Raw genomic sequence first — 17,778 nt, 5'->3', positions numbered from 1 at the left:
AAACACACTTCAAAATCTTGAGGTGTGTTTAGGTAGTTTAGAAATCGACGTGTTTAAACGTCTATGTTTGCATATTTTGCATTTCTTTCTATAAAGTCTCTTCTTGGAGGAACTTCGTCTCCCATAAGCATAGAGAATACTCTATCTGCTTCTGTAGGACTATCAATAACAACTTTTCTTAAAGTTCTAAATTCAGGATTCATTGTAGTATCCCAAAGTTGTTCTGCATTCATTTCTCCAAGACCTTTGTAACGTTGAATGTTTACAGAGCCTCCCATTTGCTGAGCAATTAAATCTCGTTGATTGTCATCCCAGGCATATTCTCTTTTTTGTCCTTTTTTAACCAAATATAAAGGAGGTGTAGCAATGTAAATATAACCTTGCTCTACCATTTCTCTCATATATCTAAAGAAGAACGTTAAGATTAAGGTAGCAATATGGGAACCATCAACATCGGCATCACACATAATAACTACTTTATGATATCTTATTTTCGATAAGTTTAGCGCTCTTGGATCTTCTTCTGTACCAATAGAAACACCTAAAGCAGTGAACATATTTTTGATTTCTTCATTTTCAAAAACCTTGTGTTGCATTGCTTTTTCTACGTTCAAGATTTTACCACGAAGTGGAAGTATGGCTTGAAAGTTTCTATCTCTACCTTGTTTAGCTGTTCCACCTGCAGAATCTCCCTCAACTAAGAAAATTTCACATTGAGCAGGATCAGTTTCTGAGCAGTCAGATAATTTACCAGGTAAACCACCAATAGACATGACACTTTTACGTTGAACCATGTCTCTAGCTTTTCTTGCTGCATGTCTTGCAGTTGCAGCTAAAATTACTTTTTGAACAATAGTTTTTGCATCATTAGGGTTTTCTTCTAAGTAATCTGTAAGCATTTCAGATACAGCCTGAGATACTGCAGAAGTTACTTCTCTATTTCCTAATTTGGTTTTTGTTTGTCCTTCAAATTGAGGTTCTGCAACTTTTACAGATACAATAGCAGTTAAACCCTCTCTAAAATCATCACCAGCAATATCAAACTTTACATTTTTAAGTAAACCAGATTCGTCAGCATATTTTTTTAGAGTACCAGTTAAACCACGTCTGAAACCGGATAAATGAGTACCACCTTCATGTGTGTTTATGTTATTCACGTAAGAATGTAAATTCTCTGCATATGAGGTATTATAAACCATTGCAACTTCTACAGGAATGCCGTTTTTTTCACCTTCCATAGAAATTACATTCGCAATTAATTGCTCACGAGTAGAATCTAAATATTCAATAAATTCTGGTAACCCTTTATCAGAATGAAAAGTTTCTGAGATAAAATTACCTTCATCATCTGTATTTCTTTTATCAGTCAAAGTAATTGTAATTCCCTTGTTTAAATACGCTAATTCACGCATTCTTGTAGCTAGGGTTTCATAATTATACTCAGTGCTTTGCGTAAAAATAGATTTGTCTGGTAAAAAAGTTACGATAGTACCCGTAAAATCTGTTTCTCCAATAGTTTTTACTGGATATAAAGTTTTACCTTTTTCGTATTCTTGTTGCCAAACTTTACCTTCTTTGTGGACTGTTGCTGTTAAGTGATCTGATAATGCATTTACACAAGAAACACCAACTCCATGTAAACCTCCAGAAACTTTATAAGAATCTTTATCAAATTTACCACCAGCACCAATTTTTGTCATCACTACTTGTAATGCAGAAACGCCTTCTTTTTTGTGTAAGCCAATAGGGATTCCACGTCCATTATCTTTAGTGGTAATTGAATTGTCTTCGTTAATTGTAACATTAATAGTGTCACAATAACCGCCCATAGCTTCATCAATAGAGTTGTCTACAACTTCATAAACCAAATGATGTAAACCTCTAACACCAACATCTCCAATATACATAGAAGGACGCATTCTAACATGCTCCATACCTTCTAATGCCTGAATACTAGAAGCATCATAATTATGTTTTTTTTCTTCGCTCATTATAAAAGTGAATTATTATTTCTAGGTTGATAATTATTGTCTATATAGACAATGCTTTAAATTCAAATTTACAATTTTTAAACTTATTTTTAAGCTTTTTAAGCAATCTTGCATTCAAATTATTAACATTTGTTGAAAAATCTAAAAATGTCTTAAATCGTCTTAAAACCACATTTCGTGTGGTTTTGTGTTTTTTGTTTTGTGATTATTTTTTAAAAAAAATTAAAAACTTCGTAAATGCAAGGTTTTGATTAATTAATTTGTTTAAGGTTTTGAGTGTTGATTTTATTTTATGATCTTCACATTCATTTCTTCTACTTTTTTATCTGATAAAATTGAAGGCGCATTAAATAATAAGTCTTCAGATGTTCCTGTTTTAGGAAAAGCCATAACTTCTCTAATTGAAGTTTTTTTCTCTAAAATCATCATTAACCTATCTACTCCCCAAGCAATTCCTCCATGAGGAGGTGCTCCATATTGAAACGCTTTATACATGGTGCCAACACTTTTTAGCATTTCCTCTTTATTGTAACCCATATTTTTGTAGGTTGCTTCTAAAATTTCTGCTTTGTGTGCACGCACAGAACCACCACCAATTTCATAACCGTTTAAAATTAAGTCATATTGTTGGGCTATGATTGTTCCAATTTCTTCACCTTCACCATTCATATGTTTCTCTAAATCATAAACAGCTGGCATTGAAAATGGATTGTGTGTGAACGTCCATCTGCCTTCATCCGTTTTTTCGAACATTGGGAAATCTACAACCCAAGCAGGTCTTAATTCCTTCGGATTTATCAACTTTAAAATTCGACCCATTTCTTGACGTACAGCATCTAAAGCTTTGTTTGCAGTTGCGTAATCAGCAGCAGAGAAAAAGACAATATCACCTATTTTAGTATCTGTAACTTTTATGATATTTGCAGCAATTTCTTCTCCCAAAAACTTAATAATTGGAGATTGTAAATCGTTTTCATTTACAATAATATAAGCGAGACCACCTAAACCATTTTGTTGCGCAATTGCAGTCAGGTTTTCTATTTGACCTTTAGACATACGTTTGTTTCCTTGTTCTTCCGCAGAAACTTTAATACATTTTACAATTCCGCCTTCATCAATAGGCTTGCTAAACACCTGAAAAGAGGTGTCTTTTACAATTTCTGTAATGTCTTGCATTTCTAAACCATAACGTAAATCTGGTCTATCACAGCCATATTTATACATAGCTTCTTTGTAAGTAATTACTTCAAACGGACGTAAAATCCATTTTTTACCATAGATTTTTTTCACTATTTCATTAAACATTCTCGTGTTTAAATCTATAATTTGCTGCATACTTGCGTATGCCATTTCTATATCTAGTTGTGTAAATTCTGGTTGTCTATCACCTCTAGAATCTTCATCTCTAAAACAACGTGCAATTTGAAAGTATTTCTCAAATCCCCCAACCATCAACATTTGCTTAAATTGTTGAGGTGCTTGTGGTAATGTATAAAAAGAACCAGCTTGTTTTCTTGTTGGTACAATAAATTCTCTTGCACCTTCATCTGTACCAGCAGTTAAAATCGGGGTTTCTATTTCTAGGAATTCTTCATCATCTAAAATATCACGAAGTAATTTAATTACTTTATGTCTGTTTACAATTGCCTTGCGAACTTCATCATTTCTATGATCTAAAAACTTGTATTGAAAACGAACGTTTTCATTGGTTTTCATTGCTCTTTTAATTTCAAAAGGCAAAGTTTTAGATAAGTTTAAAATTTCTAATGCAGATGTTTCAAGTTCTATTTTACCAGTTCTTATACCTGCATTATAATCATCTTCTCTTCTTTGAACAACAACACCAGTAACCATAATTACAGTTTCTGGTTTTAATTTTACCAATTCATCTAAATTTGGGAAAGTTTCTCTACTTAAACGAACCTGAAAAACTTGATAACAAGAATCACGTAAATCGATAAAAATTAATTCTCCATGATCTCTAACACTAGCAACCCAACCAGATAATGTTACTTCTTTATAAATTGATTCATCAGATAATTCTGATATTTTATGGGTTCTGTAATTTTCTTTTATTATAATTGGAGTTTGTTGCAGCTCATCATCTTTTTTAGCAGTAGGCTGTTGGTTTTTAGCCCTTGGTTTTTCGCTAATAGCTAAAGGCGAATTGCTAAGGGCTGAATTTCCGCTAACAGCGTTAAGAATCTCTTCACGAATCACTTTTCCTGAAGCTCCTTTACCAATAATTTTGATGACTTTACCAACTAAAATTCCGGCTTTACCTTGATTTCCATTTTTAATGTCGTTGGCAATCGCTTCGTTTTCATTAATTAGTTGTTGAACAGCACCTTTAATTTTATCTTCAGAAATTGTATTTTCTTCAAAGTACTTATTGTAATCGAAAGTTCTGTCTTTTAAATATCTTGTAATTCCGTTTTGAACTAAAACAGACGTAATTTTATCTGCTTTAAATAATTGGAAAATTTCAATTAGCTGATGTACATTATGAATATTTGCGTACTCATCTGCACCAATATTATTTACTAAAGTTTTAGCAACAAAAGACGAATCTTTAATTACATTGTTTATAGCAATAAAGGTTTCAGAACGCAAAGAATCCGCAGTAAAAAACTTAGCATCTTGTGGTAAAACACCACCTTTTATCAAAATAGATTCAACTGCAAAAGGCAAAGAACTAATATCAACATCTATACTTTCTACAACATTTTTAATATTTACAAAAGGCAAATCTGGTTCAGAAATAAATCTGTAATCTGCTTCAAACTCCTTTTTACGCATTGTTTTGGTTTGCTTTAAATCTGCATCAAACAATACTGTAGTTTGGTCTGGTCTAAATTCTTTATGTTCTATGTAATAGTTTAATTGCTTTTCAACTTCTTCTTTTAAAGCCTCAATCATAAACTTAAAAGAGTTCAAGTTTTTGATTTCTGTGCGTGGATTTAAATTGTAACTATGTTTTTTTCTAAGTGATACAGAAACATCAGATTTAAATTCACCTTTCTCCAAATTTGCTTCGGATATTTTTAAATTCTGAACAATCCTTTGGATGTATTGAGCATAAGTTGAAGCATCCTCTATATGTCTGATACAAGGTTCAGTTACAATCTCAATTAAAGGTACACCAGCTTTGTTAAAATCTACTAAAGAAACTTTCTTTTCGTGCATTAATTTTGCTGCATCTTCCTCAATATGAACTTGCGTTAAGTTCACTGTAAATTGAGATCCATCATTTCTGAAACAAGAAACTTGTCCATCAGGAATTACAGGATTATGAAACTGTGTAATCTGTATATTTTTAGGATTATCTGGATATTCATAATGTTTACGATCCCACGAGATAATCTCGTTTGAAAAGGTTGAACGAACTGATTTACCGAAGTAAATGGCTTTGGTAATTGCTGCTGCATTTATTGATGGTAAAACTCCCATTTGACCAGTACAAACTGAACATATATTGGTATTAGGATGTGTAGATTCTGTATTTGCACAAGAACAAAATAACTTGGTTTTTGTGTTTAAACGAACGTGCGTTTCTAAACCAATTACAAGTTCTAAATCGTGTTTTTTTAATAAATCATTTAATTTCTCTAGCTCCATTATATCAAATCATTTAAGAAATTAGCGAATTGTAAAACCAAAGCATCATTATTTTTTGCTGCAGAAATTTGCAAACCTGTTCCAGTTCCTTTTGGTATTGTTAATGTTGGTAATTTACCTAAACTAAATCCAACTGTATAAGCATCAGATAAATACATTGCTAAAGGATTGTTTAGGCTTTCTCCAATTTTTGGAGGTGTATTTGGTGTAACTGGCGATAAAATAATATCAACTTCCTTAAAATCTTTTTCGAAATTATTAGAAATCTGATCTCTTAAGTTTAAGCCTTTTAAGTAAATTTCATCAGAAAAACCTTGAGATAAAACTTGATTACCACCCACAATTCTTCTTTTAGATTCATCAGAAAAATTTTCTGAACGAGTTATAGAATAGGTATTCTTTAAATTATCACCTTCAATTCTTGCTCCGTAATTTGTACCATCTAATCTCGATAAATTAGAAGCAGTTTCAGCCATTGCTAAAGTGTAGTATGTAGAAACTAAAGTATCAGATTCAAAAAAGTCTAATTCTTTTACTTCAATTCCTTTTCCTTTTATTTTTTCTATGGATGCTAAAAAATCAGCTTTAACTTGGGCATCAATAGCATCACTTTCTATAAAGTTTTTAAAATAACCAATGGTTTTTATTTCATCAATATTTAAAATACTTTCTTCGGATATTTTTTCTGATTGATAAGTAGTTAGATCTTTTATGTCTTTACCACTCATTACATTTAAAACAATTCTAATATCTTCTATCGATTTTGCAATTGGCCCAACACAATCTGTAGAAGATGCGTAAGCCATCAACCCAAAACGAGAAATTTTACCATAAGTTGGTTTTAATCCGAATACTTTATTGTAACCAGCTGGCTGACGAATTGAACCTCCTGTATCTCCACCAATAGAAAAAACAGTGTAATCTTTGGCAACATTTACAGCAGAACCACCACTTGAACCTCCTGAAACTAAATCAGAATTAATGGCATTTTTTACAGCACCAAAAATGGTGTTTTCAGAAGATGAACCATGACCAAAAGAATCGCAATTTTCTTTTACTAAAGGAATTGCTCCTGCATCTAATAATTTCTGAATTGCTGTAGCTGTATAAGCAGATTTGTAATTTTTTAGTAAATCAGAACTTGCAGTAGTGTAAGTTCCTTGAACCATATATACATCTTTAATTCCGAAAGGAATTCCTTCTAAAAGTCCGATTTCCTGTCCGCTTTCAATTTTAGCATCAACTTTTGTAGCCAATTCTAAGGCTATTTTATCTAACAAAGAATTTACAGAATTATAAGTATTAGATTTTAGTAAATCTAATCTGTCTTGTACCAGTTTTGTGCAAGTAAATTCTTTGGCCATCAATTGCTGATGGATTTTGTGTATTTGCGATTCCATTATTTATTCCTCAATTACTTTAGAAACTACTAAATAATCATTCTTCTCTTTTGGAAAATTCTCTATGATTATTTCTTTCTCTATAGCAGAGCTATTTATCACTACATCTTCTCTTAAATCATTTAGAGAAACAGCATTGTTATGATTTTTATTAAAGGCATTTGAATTATTCAGATTTGCATTTTTAATTACATCAAACAATTTATTTACAGCTTCAGATGGCTGGGCTCCTTTAATGCTAGACAAAATGTCTACTGTCATAATTTTACTCATTTTCTTATAATTTAATACATAAAAAAAACCTCCCAACTAGGAAGGTTAGATTAATATTTGAATAAACAACAACCTTCCTTCCTTATAGATTAGGATTAATGAAATTAAGATTGTTATTAATATTTCTCATAATTAGTATACTATACTCGCAAATATATGTAGAATGAATGCTATAAAAATTGATTTTTATTAATTTTATCTGAGACTTATTGTTTTGATAATAATCTTAAATTTAAATATCAATCTGATAAAAATTTTAAGAAAATGCACTAAAAATTTATAGTTAAATTAATAGCGCATTCTTTTAATTCATTAAATTCAAATCCAACATAAGTTTGGGTTTATAAATAAACAAATTAATGTATTAATTGTAAACAATATTTTACACATCAGTTATAATTATGCTAATAATTATTGATTTTAGTTTACAAATGTAAGCTATCTGCTTAAAAAAATAAGTTCTGCTTTAAATTACTTAAATCTTTAAAATACTTCACATATAATTTGCTCAAATAAAAAACCATTTTTACATTTGTAAAATAATGATTAACAAACAAAACATATCTTGGTGGTGGAACTCTCTTGATGATTAAGTGAGACTATACCTGTATGTAAAATATATTAAAAAGGCTTATCTCACGGTAAGCCTTTTTCAATTCAATACAATGAAGAATATAAAATTTAAAACAATACATAAAACCAAAATTGCTGATACAATAACACCTGTTGGTTTGTATTTGCGTTTTAGAGATAAGTATGCAAATACTCTTTTATTAGAAAGCTCAGATTATCATAGTAAAGACGAAAGTTTTACGTTTATAGCTATTGAGCCAGTAGTTTCTATAAAAGCAGAAAATCATCATTTAAGTATTTCTCATAAAAATGTAGAAATAGAAAATAAACAAATTGGTAGAAATTTTAACCAGATATTTGAAGAGTATAGTAAAAGAATTGAGTTAGATTGTCCTCCAGAATTAAAATCATTTAATGGTTTGTATGGGTATACTACTTATGATTCTGTGCAGTATTTTGAGAATATAGAGTTAACAGTTGATGAGGCTCCTTCAGCCATACCTTTATTACAATACAGTTTTTATAGATTTATTATTGCTATCAATCATTTTAATGACGAAATGACTTTGATAGAAAATATTGAAGAGGGTACTGAGTCTAGAATTAAAGAAATTCAAACTTTAATAAATGCGCAGGCTTTTAATACACATCAATTTGATATTGTAGGTGAAGAAACTTCTAATGTTAAAGGTGAAGAGTTTATTGAGTATGTAAAGAAAGCAAAAGCACATTGTAAAAGAGGAGATGTTTTTCAACTGGTTTTATCACGCCAATTTCAACAAAAATTTAAAGGAGATGAGTTTAATGTATATAGAGCTTTACGTTCTATTAATCCATCACCTTATTTATTTTATTTTGATTACGGTTCTTTTAAATTAATGGGTTCTTCTCCTGAAGCACAGATAAAAATTTCGGCAGGTAAAGCAACCATTAATCCTATTGCTGGTACTTTTAGAAGAACAGGAGATATGGCTAAAGATATTAAGTTAGGTAAAAAGCTTTCTGAAGATAAAAAAGAAACTGCAGAGCATGTAATGTTAGTAGATTTAGCTAGAAACGATTTAAGTAAACATTCAGATCAAGTAGAAGTAGAGGTCTTTAAAGAAGTACAATATTTTAGTCATGTTATTCATTTAGTTTCGACTGTAACAGGACAATTAAAAGGAAATCCAATAGAAATTGTAGGGGATACATTTCCTGCAGGTACTTTAAGTGGTGCACCAAAATATAAGGCAATGCAATTAATTGATGATTATGAAAATCAATCTAGAGGATTTTATGGTGGTGCAGTTGGTATTATTGGTTTAGATGGTTCTGTAAATTTAGCTATTGCAATACGTTCTTTTGTGAGCAAAAATAAAACCTTGTATTATCAAGCAGGAGCAGGAATCGTAATTCACTCAGATGAAGAAAAAGAATTACAAGAAGTAAATAACAAATTAGCAGCTTTGAAAAAAGCATTAATTCTAGCAGAAAAAATTTAAAACTAGCTTTTAAAATGAAAATATTAATAATAGATAACTACGATTCATTCACCTATAACTTAGTTCATATGGTTGAAGAAATTACAGGTGCTTTTCCTGCAGTTTTTAGAAACGATGAAATAAGTATTAATCAAATTGATGAATTCGATTTAATTATGCTGTCTCCTGGACCTGGAATTCCAGATGAAGCAGGTATTTTAAAAGAAGTTATTAAAACCTATGCAGGTGTAAAACCTATATTTGGTGTTTGCCTTGGCTTACAGGCAATTACAGAAGTATTTGGGGGTAAAATTATCAATTTAAATGATGTGTATCATGGAGTAGCAACAGAAATGAAGGTTACAGATAATAGTGCAGTAATTTTTAAAGATGTTCCAGAAACATTTTTAGCTGCGCGTTATCATTCTTGGGCAGCAACAGATGAAGGTTTTCCAAATGAAATAAAGGTCACAGCTAGAGATGAAGAAGGTTTAATTCAGGCTATTGAACATGTTGCTTATCAAATTTCTGCAGTTCAATTTCATCCAGAATCTATTTTAACAGATGTTGGTAAACAATTGGTGACTAATTTTATCAACTCTGCAGAGTTGAATGCTGAACTAGTTTCAGCATCTAAATAAAAAAGATACTGAATTAAATTCAGCATATTATGAAAGCAATTTTAAATAAATTATACAATCACGAAAGGTTAACCAAATTTGAAGCAAAACAAGTTTTAAAAGACATTGCTTTAGAGAAATATAATGATGCGCATTTGGCTTCATTTATGACTGTTTTTATGATGAGACCAATTACAGTTAATGAACTTGCTGGTTTCAGAGACGCTTTAAAAGAATTGGCTATAAAAATAGATTTATCTGATTTTAATACCATTGATATTGTTGGTACTGGAGGTGATGGAAAAGATACTTTTAATATATCTACTTTAACCTCTTTTATTGTTGCGGGTACAGGTCAAAAAGTTGCAAAACATGGTAACTATTCTGTGTCTTCCAAATCTGGTTCATCAGATATGTTAGCCAGTTTTGGTTATGAATTCACGAATGATGAAAACACACTTAAAAATCATTTAGACAAAGCCAATATTTGTTTTTTACATGCGCCAAAATTTCACCCGGCAATGAAAGCTGTTGGCCCTACAAGAAAGGCTTTAAAATTAAAGACATTTTTTAATATGCTTGGGCCCTTGGTAAATCCTAGTTCTCCTAAAAACCATATGTTAGGAACCTTCAATCTAGAGGTTGCACGTTTATATAACTATATTCTACAAGATGAAGATATCAACTATGGAATTATACATTCTTTAGATGGTTATGATGAAATTTCATTGACAAGCGGTTTTAAAATGTTTACCAAAAAAGGAGAGCAATTAATAAATCCAGAAGATATATGTCAGAAAAGAATACAACAATCTGAAATTTTTGGAGGAAATTCTGTGGCTGATGCAGCAAAGATTTTTAGAACTATTTTAGAGGGCGAAGGTACAGATGCTCAAAATAATGTAGTACTTACTAATGCTGCTTTTGCACTAAATATTGTAGATGACAAAAAAGCATTTAGTGAAGCATTTGAAGAGGCTAAGGATTCATTATTTGGAGGTAAAGCAAAAGAATGCCTGAACAAATTAGTTCAAAGTTAAACGAATAATACTCTTTTTTAGGAGAGACAACAATAAAAATAAGAGATTAATAAAATGACGATTTTAGACAAAATAATAGCATTTAAAAAGAAGGAAATTGCTAAAATAAAAGCAGATGTGCCTCTCAAGAAACTAGTAGAAAGTCCTAAATTTAAAAGGACACCAATCTCTTTAAAGAAGTCTTTATTAGAAGTAGGTTCAACTGGAATTATTGCAGAATTTAAACGTCAATCACCATCTAAAGGTATCATTAATGATAAAGCAACAATTGCTGAGGTTATAAACGGATATTTAGATGCAAACGTAGCTGCGCAATCTATTTTAACTGATACTTCTTTCTTTGGAGGAACAATGGCAGATTTGATGGAAGCAAGAATAATCAATCAAACAAAACCAATTCTAAGAAAAGATTTTGTGGTTGATGGTTTTCAAATTGTGGAAGCAAAAGCCATTGGAGCAGATGTAATTTTATTAATAGCTTCTTGTTTAACATCAGAAGAATTAAAAAATTATGGAAATTTGGCTACAGATTTAGGTTTAGAGGTTTTATATGAAGTGCATACACAAGAAGATTTAGATAAAATTTCTGATTTAAACAATAAGATTATAGGAATCAATAACCGTAATTTAAAAACATTTGAGGTTGATTTAGATCATTCAATAAAATTGGCAAATCAAATTCCAGATACATGTATTAAGGTTTCAGAAAGCGGAATTTCTGATCCAAGAATTATTACTGGTTTAAAAGAATATGGATTTCAAGGGTTTTTAATTGGAGAAAATTTTATGAAAACTGATAATCCTGGAGAAGCTTGTCAAGACTTTATAAATCAAGTTAAATAATGGAAAGAGTTTCTTTAGATCCAGTTTTACCTCAAAATCCTAAAGTTTTTATTTTAGTAACTAAACCAGGAAATTTAGAATTAAGGAAACAAGAATATTATGCAAACAATGGAAATTCATTTTGGAAAATTGTTTATGAATTGACAGGTGAAATATTTAGTAAAAACTATGCACAAAGAATAGATTTTTTAAAAAGAAACCATATTGCAATTTGGGATGTAGTGCAGTTTGGAGAACGTATAAATCCAGGTGCTCAGAACGTGAAAAATGAAGTTCCAAATCCAATAAATGAGATTGTAGAAATGTATCCATCAATAAAACAAATCATTTTTAACGGTCAAAAAGCACATGATTTGTATCGCAAACATTTTACCAAAATTGAGGGTATAATTTACGATGTAGTCTTGTCTACAAGTCTAGCAAATACAAGGTTTTCGTTCAGAGAAAAGTTAAATAATTGGAAAGAGAAAATAGTATGAAACTAAAAGTTTGTGGAATGAAATATGTAGAAAATATTCAGCAAGTAGCTGAATTACAGCCTGATTATCTGGGCTTTATTTTCTATGAAAAATCAAAAAGAAATTTTGAAGGAATTATTCCAGACTTTTCGAATGAAATAAAAAAAACAGGTGTTTTTGTCAATGAGCATTTAGAAATTGTAATTTCATTAATAGAAGAGTATAGGTTAGACGCAATACAGTTGCATGGAGATGAATCTGTAGCTTATGTAAAAGAGTTAAAACAGCATTTATCAGAAAGAAGAACTTTGTTTATTGAAGAAAATAAGTCTATTAAAAAGAGAAAAAATCAACATTATATTTCAAAAAATGAGATTGAAATTATAAAGGTTTTTGGAGTTAAAGAGTCCTTTAATTTTGATGTGCTAGAACCTTATTTAGAGGTTGTACATTATTTTTTGTTTGATACAAAAGGAAAGGAAAGAGGAGGAAATGGAACTCAATTTGATTGGTCTGTTCTATATGGTTATCCATTTGATAAACCTTTCTTTTTAAGCGGAGGTATAGGTTTGCAAGAAGCAGAAGAGGTTAAGAAAATTCAAAAATTAGGTTTACCTATATATGCATTAGACGTAAACAGTAGGTTTGAAAGTAAGCCAGGTGTTAAAAAAATAGAAGAATTAGAAAAGTTTAAAAAAGAAGTATTTGTTTAATCACCTTTAAATCGATTTTACATAGTAATTGATTACAAAATATAGAATTATGAAATCAAAATTTCACCCAGACAAAAACGGATATTTTGGACAATTTGGAGGAGCGTTTATCCCTGAATTATTGCATCCAAATGTGAAGGAGTTAGAAGATAATTACATTCAAATTATCGAATCTAAAGAATTTCAAGATGAGTACAAATCGCTTTTAAAAGACTTTGTGGGTAGGCCTACACCTTTGTATTTGGCAAAAACTTTATCTGAAAAATATGGAGCTCATATTTATTTGAAAAGAGAAGATTTATGTCATACGGGTGCTCATAAAGTAAATAATACTGTTGGTCAGATTTTAATTGCTAAAAAATTAGGTAAAACTAAAATTATAGCAGAGACAGGTGCAGGACAGCATGGAGTAGCAACAGCTACAGTTTGTGCTTTAATGGGTTTAGATTGTACTGTTTTTATGGGCGAAAAAGACATTGTTCGTCAAGCACCAAATGTTGCTCGAATGAAAATGTTAGGAGCCAAAATTGTACCTGCAACTTCTGGTTCTAAAACTTTAAAAGACGCTACTAATGAAGCCATTCGTTATTGGATTCAAAACCCAGAAACTTTCTATTTGATTGGTTCTGTTGTAGGGCCTCATCCACATCCAGATATGGTTGCACGTTTACAAGCTACTATTTCTGAAGAAATGAAATGGCAGTTAAAAGAGAAAACGGGTAAAGAAGATCCAGATACAATTATAGCCTGTGTTGGTGGTGGTTCTAACGCTGCTGGTGCTTTTTATCATTATTTTGATGATGAAGATGTAGAATTAATTGCTGTTGAGGCTGCAGGTTTAGGCGTAAATTCAGGTGAAAGTGCAGCAACTTCTCAATTGGGTGAAGTGGGTATTATACATGGTTCTAAAACCATTTTAATGCAAGATGATTATGGACAAATTGTAGAGCCTTATTCTATTTCTGCAGGGTTAGATTATCCTGGTGTTGGTCCTCTACATGCTTATTTGTATGAGAGTGGAAGAGCAAAATTTATGAATGCAACAGACAAGGAAGCTTTGGCTGCTGGTTTTGAGTTAACGAAGTTAGAAGGTATTATTCCTGCTTTAGAAACTGCACATGCTTTAGCTGTTTTACCTAAAATAGATTTTAAGAAAGATCAAGTTGTTGTTATCAATCTATCTGGAAGAGGAGACAAGGATTTAGAAACATTTATACAATATTTAGAAGATTAAGCATGAATTCAATTCAAAAAATATTCGAACAGAAAGATCAAAATCTTTTATCAATTTATTTTACCTGTGGCTATCCTGAACTAAATGACACTAATAAAGTAATTAAAGCATTAGAAGCTAATAATGTCGATTTTATTGAGGTAGGTTTACCTTATTCAGATCCTTTAGCAGATGGGCCAACCATACAAGATAGTAGTCAGCAAGCTTTAAAAAATGGAATTAATTTAGATGTTGTTTTTGAGCAGTTAATGGAGATTAAAGATACCAATAAAACGCCTTTAGTGTTAATGGGTTATTTAAATCAAATGCTTAAATATGGAGAGGATAAATTTTGTAAAAAGGTAATTGAATGTGGAATAGATACGTTAATTATTCCTGATTTACCAATGGTAGAGTTCGAAAACCATTACCAGGAATTGTTTAATAAATATGGGTTAACAAACGTTTTTTTAATTACACCTCATACTTCAAAAGAACGTATCCATAAGATAGATAATTATACCAATGCTTTTATTTATGTAGTTGCCTCTGCATCTATTACTGGTGCAAAAGGCGAAATTTCTAACCAGCAAATTGCCTACTTTGAAAGAATAAAAGCGCTGAACTTAAAAAGTAAGTTAATTATAGGTTTTGGTATTTCTGATCATAAAACTTTTAGTACAGCATGTTCTTATGCAAATGGAGCTATTATTGGTTCTGCTTTTATTAAAAGTATAAAACAATCTGGAGTTTCAGGTATTGAACCTTTTATCTCTGGAATTAGGTAACTAGTAATTATTGGTAAAAAAAAGCGATGTTAAAAACATCGCTTTTTTTTAATTTATCATTGTAGTTACCTCTATCACACCATTGGCGCCTCTTAGTCCATAAATAGAAGTTTCAGGTCCTTTTAAGACTTTTACATTTCTTATAGTTGTTGGAACAATATCTCCAAAGGTATCATTATCTATTGGAACACCATTTAGAACAAGTAAGGGATCTCTACCTCCATTCCAGGAAGCTGTTCCTCTAACACGAATTACATTAGTTGTTGAAATATTTAAACCAGCAACTTTACCTCTTAAGTAGTCATAAATGTCTCTAAATTGTATTGGATCTGCGATTTTTGTGTTTCGATCTCCAGTAGCGAAACTTTTATCATTATCATCACTAGTAATGTTAATAATCATAGATTTTTGTCCATTGTAAGCTACTTTTTTTGCTCCAATTAAAGGAGAAAAAGCAGTAATTTCTTTAGGTGCTTTATCTAATTTTATTTTAAAGTAACCGGCTTTATTTGCTACTCTCCTTTGTTTTTTATTGTCAATCAAAATAATAGCTCCAGGAACTGCTTTATTTTTTGAATCTTTTATTAATAGAGTTAGTTTTATTTTTTCTTGTGCAGAAAGGTGAGTTGTAAAAATAAATACAACTAAAATAAGTAGATTTTTAAATAGTTTCATACAGTTTTTAATTTTAAAAGTAGCATCAAAAATAATGCCATTATATTATATTATATGTATTCTAATAAAAGAAACGAAAATAAATTAGTTTATCCACATTAAATAAGATTTTAACTAGAAGGCTTGGTACACTTTTTCACCATTTAGAAAAGTTGTAATAACAGTTGTAGTTGGTAATTCTGTTTCATTTACTGTCATGATATCTTGATTTAAAATCACAAAATCTGCAAATTTACCTACTTCAATACTACCTTTTTCATCCTCTTCAAAATTTGAATAAGCAGCCCAAAGCGTCATCCCTTTTAAAGTTTCTTCTCTAGAAAGTGCATTTTCCATTTGAAAACCATTTTCAGGATAATTATTTAAATCTTTACGAGCTACAGATGCATAAAAGGTATAAAAAGGATTAACCTTTTCTACTGGGAAATCTGTACCTAAAGCTACTTTTCCATAATTCTTTAATAAATTTTTAAAAGCATAAGCACCTTTCATTCTCTCTGCACCAACTCTGTCTGCAGCCCAATACATGTCTGAAGTTGCATGTGTGGGTTGTACTGATGGTAAAATGTTATCGAAATTTTTAAAATCTTCTGGACTGATAATCTGTGCATGTTCTATTCTCCAACGTCTATTTTTTTTATTTTTTAAAACATCTTTATAGGTTTTTACTAACCAAGTATTAGCTGAATCTCCAATTGCATGCGTGTTCATTTGAAATTCAGAAGCAGCAATTTGTTTTGCAATTTCTTGATATCTTTCAGGACTATAAATCAACGCTCCATAATGATTATCTCTATCTGAATACGTTTTTCTCATAGCAGCCCCTCTAGAACCTAAAGCTCCATCACCATAAACTTTGAACGATCTTACATTTAGATAATCTGTTTTATAAGTTCCTTTATTTAAATAGTAATCAATTTGTTCTTGTTTATCACCAGAAACCATAGCGTAAATTCTCATTTTTAACTCTTTGCTATTTTGCAATTCATCAATAAGTTCTATGGTATTCCTGTCTAAACCAGCATCATCTACAGTGGTTAATCCATAGGAAAAACAGATGTCTTGCGCATCTAGTAAACCTTTAATGGCAAATTCTTTAGAAACTGAAGGTAACTTTATAAAATCCATTGCAGCATCAATTAAAACTCCAGTAATTTTACCATCCTTTTTAATGATTTCTCCTCCAGAAACTTCTGTTTCATTTGTAATTTCTGTTAAATCTAAGACAGCTTGATTTACTAATAGTGCATGACCATCAACCCTAGTTACTGCAACAGGTGTTTTAGGGAATAGCGCATCTAATTTGTCCTTAGTTGGAAATTCTTTTATTTCCCAATCATTTTGATCCCAACCACGACCTGTAATATAGGTCGTATTTTTTTCTTTTTGAAATGCTACTAATTTTTGAAGCACATCATCATAACTGGTTGTACCTTCCAAATCTACTTTCTGTTGTTGTAACCCCATTCTATAAAAGTGACAATGAGCATCAATTAAGCCAGGAACAATAGTTTTATTCTTAGCGTCAACAATATTTTCTGATTGGTATTTTTCTTCAATTTCTGAAGTAGTACCAATAGCAATAAATTTACCATTTTTAATTGCAAATGCTTCTGCATTATCAAAAGATGAATTTACTGTGTATGCATTCGCATTTACAACAATTAAATCTGCTTGCTCTTTTTGACAAGAAGTAATTAATAGCATAAAAATAAAAAGTGGGTATAAATTTTTCATTTAATATAAATTAAGTGTTGATATAAATTAAATAAGCACCATAAATAAGAACAAATTGAAATGGTATTCTTACTATTGCTATAATTTTTGAGCCAATAGCAGGTCTTTTTTTTGTAACATCCCAAATATGTATGGGTAATAAAAAAATCAATAAAAAGATAATTCCTAAAGCTGCAATTTTTTGTGTTTGAGGAAAAAACACACCTAAACCTAGCACCAATTCAATAAGGCCAATACTATAATTTACCATTTTTTTTGGAAAGATATCAGGTATAAAATGTTTAAATATGTTTGGTTTAATAATATGCATGATTCCTGCATATGAGAAAAATCCACCAAAAATTATTTTCAATACAATGATTACTATATCCAT

15 protein-coding genes are annotated in these 17,778 nt (G+C 30.5%); 8 read left to right on the top strand and 7 right to left on the bottom strand.

Going from position 1 to position 17,778, the window contains the following annotated elements:
• Positions 1–53: 53 nt before the first annotated feature.
• The 4 genes from gyrB to Q0L44_RS10570 form a co-directional block, all read right to left on the bottom strand.
• Complete coding sequence (gene gyrB / locus Q0L44_RS10585; protein WP_296638284.1) at positions 54–1,991, bottom strand: DNA topoisomerase (ATP-hydrolyzing) subunit B; 1,938 nt, start codon at positions 1,989–1,991, stop codon at positions 54–56.
• 285 nt (positions 1,992–2,276) lie between these two features.
• Positions 2,277–5,609, bottom strand: a complete 3,333-nt coding sequence (gatB/aspS, locus tag Q0L44_RS10580) for a bifunctional amidotransferase subunit GatB/aspartate--tRNA ligase AspS (RefSeq protein WP_296638281.1) — start codon at positions 5,607–5,609, stop codon at positions 2,277–2,279.
• Complete coding sequence (locus Q0L44_RS10575; RefSeq protein ID WP_296638279.1) at positions 5,609–7,009, bottom strand: amidase family protein; 1,401 nt, start codon at positions 7,007–7,009, stop codon at positions 5,609–5,611. The genes gatB/aspS and Q0L44_RS10575 overlap by 1 nt, the downstream gene beginning before the upstream one ends.
• 3 nt (positions 7,010–7,012) lie before the next feature.
• Positions 7,013–7,282, bottom strand: a complete 270-nt coding sequence (locus tag Q0L44_RS10570) for a hypothetical protein (protein ID WP_296638277.1) — start codon at positions 7,280–7,282, stop codon at positions 7,013–7,015.
• Between the two features lie 665 nt (positions 7,283–7,947).
• Here Q0L44_RS10570 and Q0L44_RS10565 point away from each other — a divergent pair.
• From Q0L44_RS10565 to trpA, 8 genes are read left to right on the top strand one after another with little or no spacing between them, the layout of a single operon-like run.
• Entirely contained in the window at positions 7,948–9,339 is a 1,392-nt protein-coding gene (locus tag Q0L44_RS10565) for an anthranilate synthase component I family protein (protein WP_296638275.1), read from the top strand.
• A gap of 14 nt (positions 9,340–9,353) precedes the next feature.
• Positions 9,354–9,959: an aminodeoxychorismate/anthranilate synthase component II gene (locus Q0L44_RS10560; protein ID WP_296638272.1), complete on the top strand. Its 606-nt coding sequence runs from the start codon at positions 9,354–9,356 to the stop codon at positions 9,957–9,959.
• Between the two features lie 29 nt (positions 9,960–9,988).
• On the top strand, positions 9,989–10,978 hold the full coding sequence (trpD, locus tag Q0L44_RS10555; RefSeq protein ID WP_296638270.1) for an anthranilate phosphoribosyltransferase: 990 nt from the start codon (positions 9,989–9,991) through the stop codon (positions 10,976–10,978).
• A 54-nt stretch (positions 10,979–11,032) separates the two neighbouring features.
• Positions 11,033–11,821 (top strand): indole-3-glycerol phosphate synthase TrpC, encoded by a 789-nt coding sequence (gene trpC, locus Q0L44_RS10550; RefSeq protein ID WP_296638266.1) that lies wholly within the window; start codon positions 11,033–11,035, stop codon positions 11,819–11,821.
• Complete coding sequence (locus Q0L44_RS10545) at positions 11,821–12,300, top strand: DNA-deoxyinosine glycosylase (protein ID WP_296638263.1); 480 nt, start codon at positions 11,821–11,823, stop codon at positions 12,298–12,300. Before trpC ends, Q0L44_RS10545 begins: the two co-directional genes overlap by 1 nt.
• A 17-nt stretch (positions 12,301–12,317) precedes the next feature.
• Positions 12,318–12,992, top strand: a complete 675-nt coding sequence (locus Q0L44_RS10540) for a phosphoribosylanthranilate isomerase (RefSeq protein ID WP_296638260.1) — start codon at positions 12,318–12,320, stop codon at positions 12,990–12,992.
• A 49-nt stretch (positions 12,993–13,041) separates the two neighbouring features.
• On the top strand, positions 13,042–14,226 hold the full coding sequence (gene trpB, locus Q0L44_RS10535) for a tryptophan synthase subunit beta (protein ID WP_296638259.1): 1,185 nt from the start codon (positions 13,042–13,044) through the stop codon (positions 14,224–14,226).
• 2 nt (positions 14,227–14,228) lie between these two features.
• Positions 14,229–14,993 (top strand): tryptophan synthase subunit alpha, encoded by a 765-nt coding sequence (gene trpA / locus Q0L44_RS10530; RefSeq protein ID WP_296638257.1) that lies wholly within the window; start codon positions 14,229–14,231, stop codon positions 14,991–14,993.
• Positions 14,994–15,041: 48 nt separating this feature from the next.
• Here trpA and Q0L44_RS10525 read toward each other — a convergent pair whose 3' ends face one another.
• The 3 genes from Q0L44_RS10525 to Q0L44_RS10515 all read right to left on the bottom strand — a co-directional run bounded on the left by Q0L44_RS10525 (position 15,042) and on the right by Q0L44_RS10515 (position 17,778).
• The gene (locus tag Q0L44_RS10525) at positions 15,042–15,668 is read right to left on the bottom strand and encodes a TonB-dependent receptor plug domain-containing protein (protein ID WP_296638254.1); all 627 of its coding nucleotides are present in this window, start codon (positions 15,666–15,668) and stop codon (positions 15,042–15,044) included.
• Between the two features lie 114 nt (positions 15,669–15,782).
• A complete protein-coding gene (locus Q0L44_RS10520) occupies positions 15,783–17,405 on the bottom strand; it encodes an amidohydrolase (protein ID WP_296638252.1) in 1,623 nt (540 codons plus the stop codon).
• Positions 17,406–17,415: 10 nt separating this feature from the next.
• Complete coding sequence (locus tag Q0L44_RS10515) at positions 17,416–17,778, bottom strand: MauE/DoxX family redox-associated membrane protein (protein WP_296638250.1); 363 nt, start codon at positions 17,776–17,778, stop codon at positions 17,416–17,418.

The organism is Polaribacter sp. (genome assembly GCF_024639685.1).
Taxonomy (GTDB): domain Bacteria; phylum Bacteroidota; class Bacteroidia; order Flavobacteriales; family Flavobacteriaceae; genus Polaribacter.
The sequence above is the reverse complement of the archived record's forward strand: the minus strand, read 5'-3'. Positions and strand labels throughout refer to the sequence as shown.

What these genes read in the sequence shown, in the direction of transcription:
- gyrB (WP_296638284.1), bottom strand. Translation starts at nt 1,991, where the DNA reads ATGAGCGAAGAAAAAAAACATAATTATGATGCTTCTAGTATTCAGGCA.
- gatB/aspS (WP_296638281.1), bottom strand. Translation starts at nt 5,609, where the DNA reads ATGGAGCTAGAGAAATTAAATGATTTATTAAAAAAACACGATTTAGAA.
- Q0L44_RS10575 (WP_296638279.1), bottom strand. Translation starts at nt 7,009, where the DNA reads ATGGAATCGCAAATACACAAAATCCATCAGCAATTGATGGCCAAAGAA.
- Q0L44_RS10570 (WP_296638277.1), bottom strand. Translation starts at nt 7,282, where the DNA reads ATGAGTAAAATTATGACAGTAGACATTTTGTCTAGCATTAAAGGAGCC.
- Q0L44_RS10565 (WP_296638275.1), top strand. Translation starts at nt 7,948, where the DNA reads ATGAAGAATATAAAATTTAAAACAATACATAAAACCAAAATTGCTGAT.
- Q0L44_RS10560 (WP_296638272.1), top strand. Translation starts at nt 9,354, where the DNA reads ATGAAAATATTAATAATAGATAACTACGATTCATTCACCTATAACTTA.
- trpD (WP_296638270.1), top strand. Translation starts at nt 9,989, where the DNA reads ATGAAAGCAATTTTAAATAAATTATACAATCACGAAAGGTTAACCAAA.
- trpC (WP_296638266.1), top strand. Translation starts at nt 11,033, where the DNA reads ATGACGATTTTAGACAAAATAATAGCATTTAAAAAGAAGGAAATTGCT.
- Q0L44_RS10545 (WP_296638263.1), top strand. Translation starts at nt 11,821, where the DNA reads ATGGAAAGAGTTTCTTTAGATCCAGTTTTACCTCAAAATCCTAAAGTT.
- Q0L44_RS10540 (WP_296638260.1), top strand. Translation starts at nt 12,318, where the DNA reads ATGAAATATGTAGAAAATATTCAGCAAGTAGCTGAATTACAGCCTGAT.
- trpB (WP_296638259.1), top strand. Translation starts at nt 13,042, where the DNA reads ATGAAATCAAAATTTCACCCAGACAAAAACGGATATTTTGGACAATTT.
- trpA (WP_296638257.1), top strand. Translation starts at nt 14,229, where the DNA reads ATGAATTCAATTCAAAAAATATTCGAACAGAAAGATCAAAATCTTTTA.
- Q0L44_RS10525 (WP_296638254.1), bottom strand. Translation starts at nt 15,668, where the DNA reads ATGAAACTATTTAAAAATCTACTTATTTTAGTTGTATTTATTTTTACA.
- Q0L44_RS10520 (WP_296638252.1), bottom strand. Translation starts at nt 17,405, where the DNA reads ATGAAAAATTTATACCCACTTTTTATTTTTATGCTATTAATTACTTCT.
- Q0L44_RS10515 (WP_296638250.1), bottom strand. Translation starts at nt 17,778, where the DNA reads ATGGATATAGTAATCATTGTATTGAAAATAATTTTTGGTGGATTTTTC.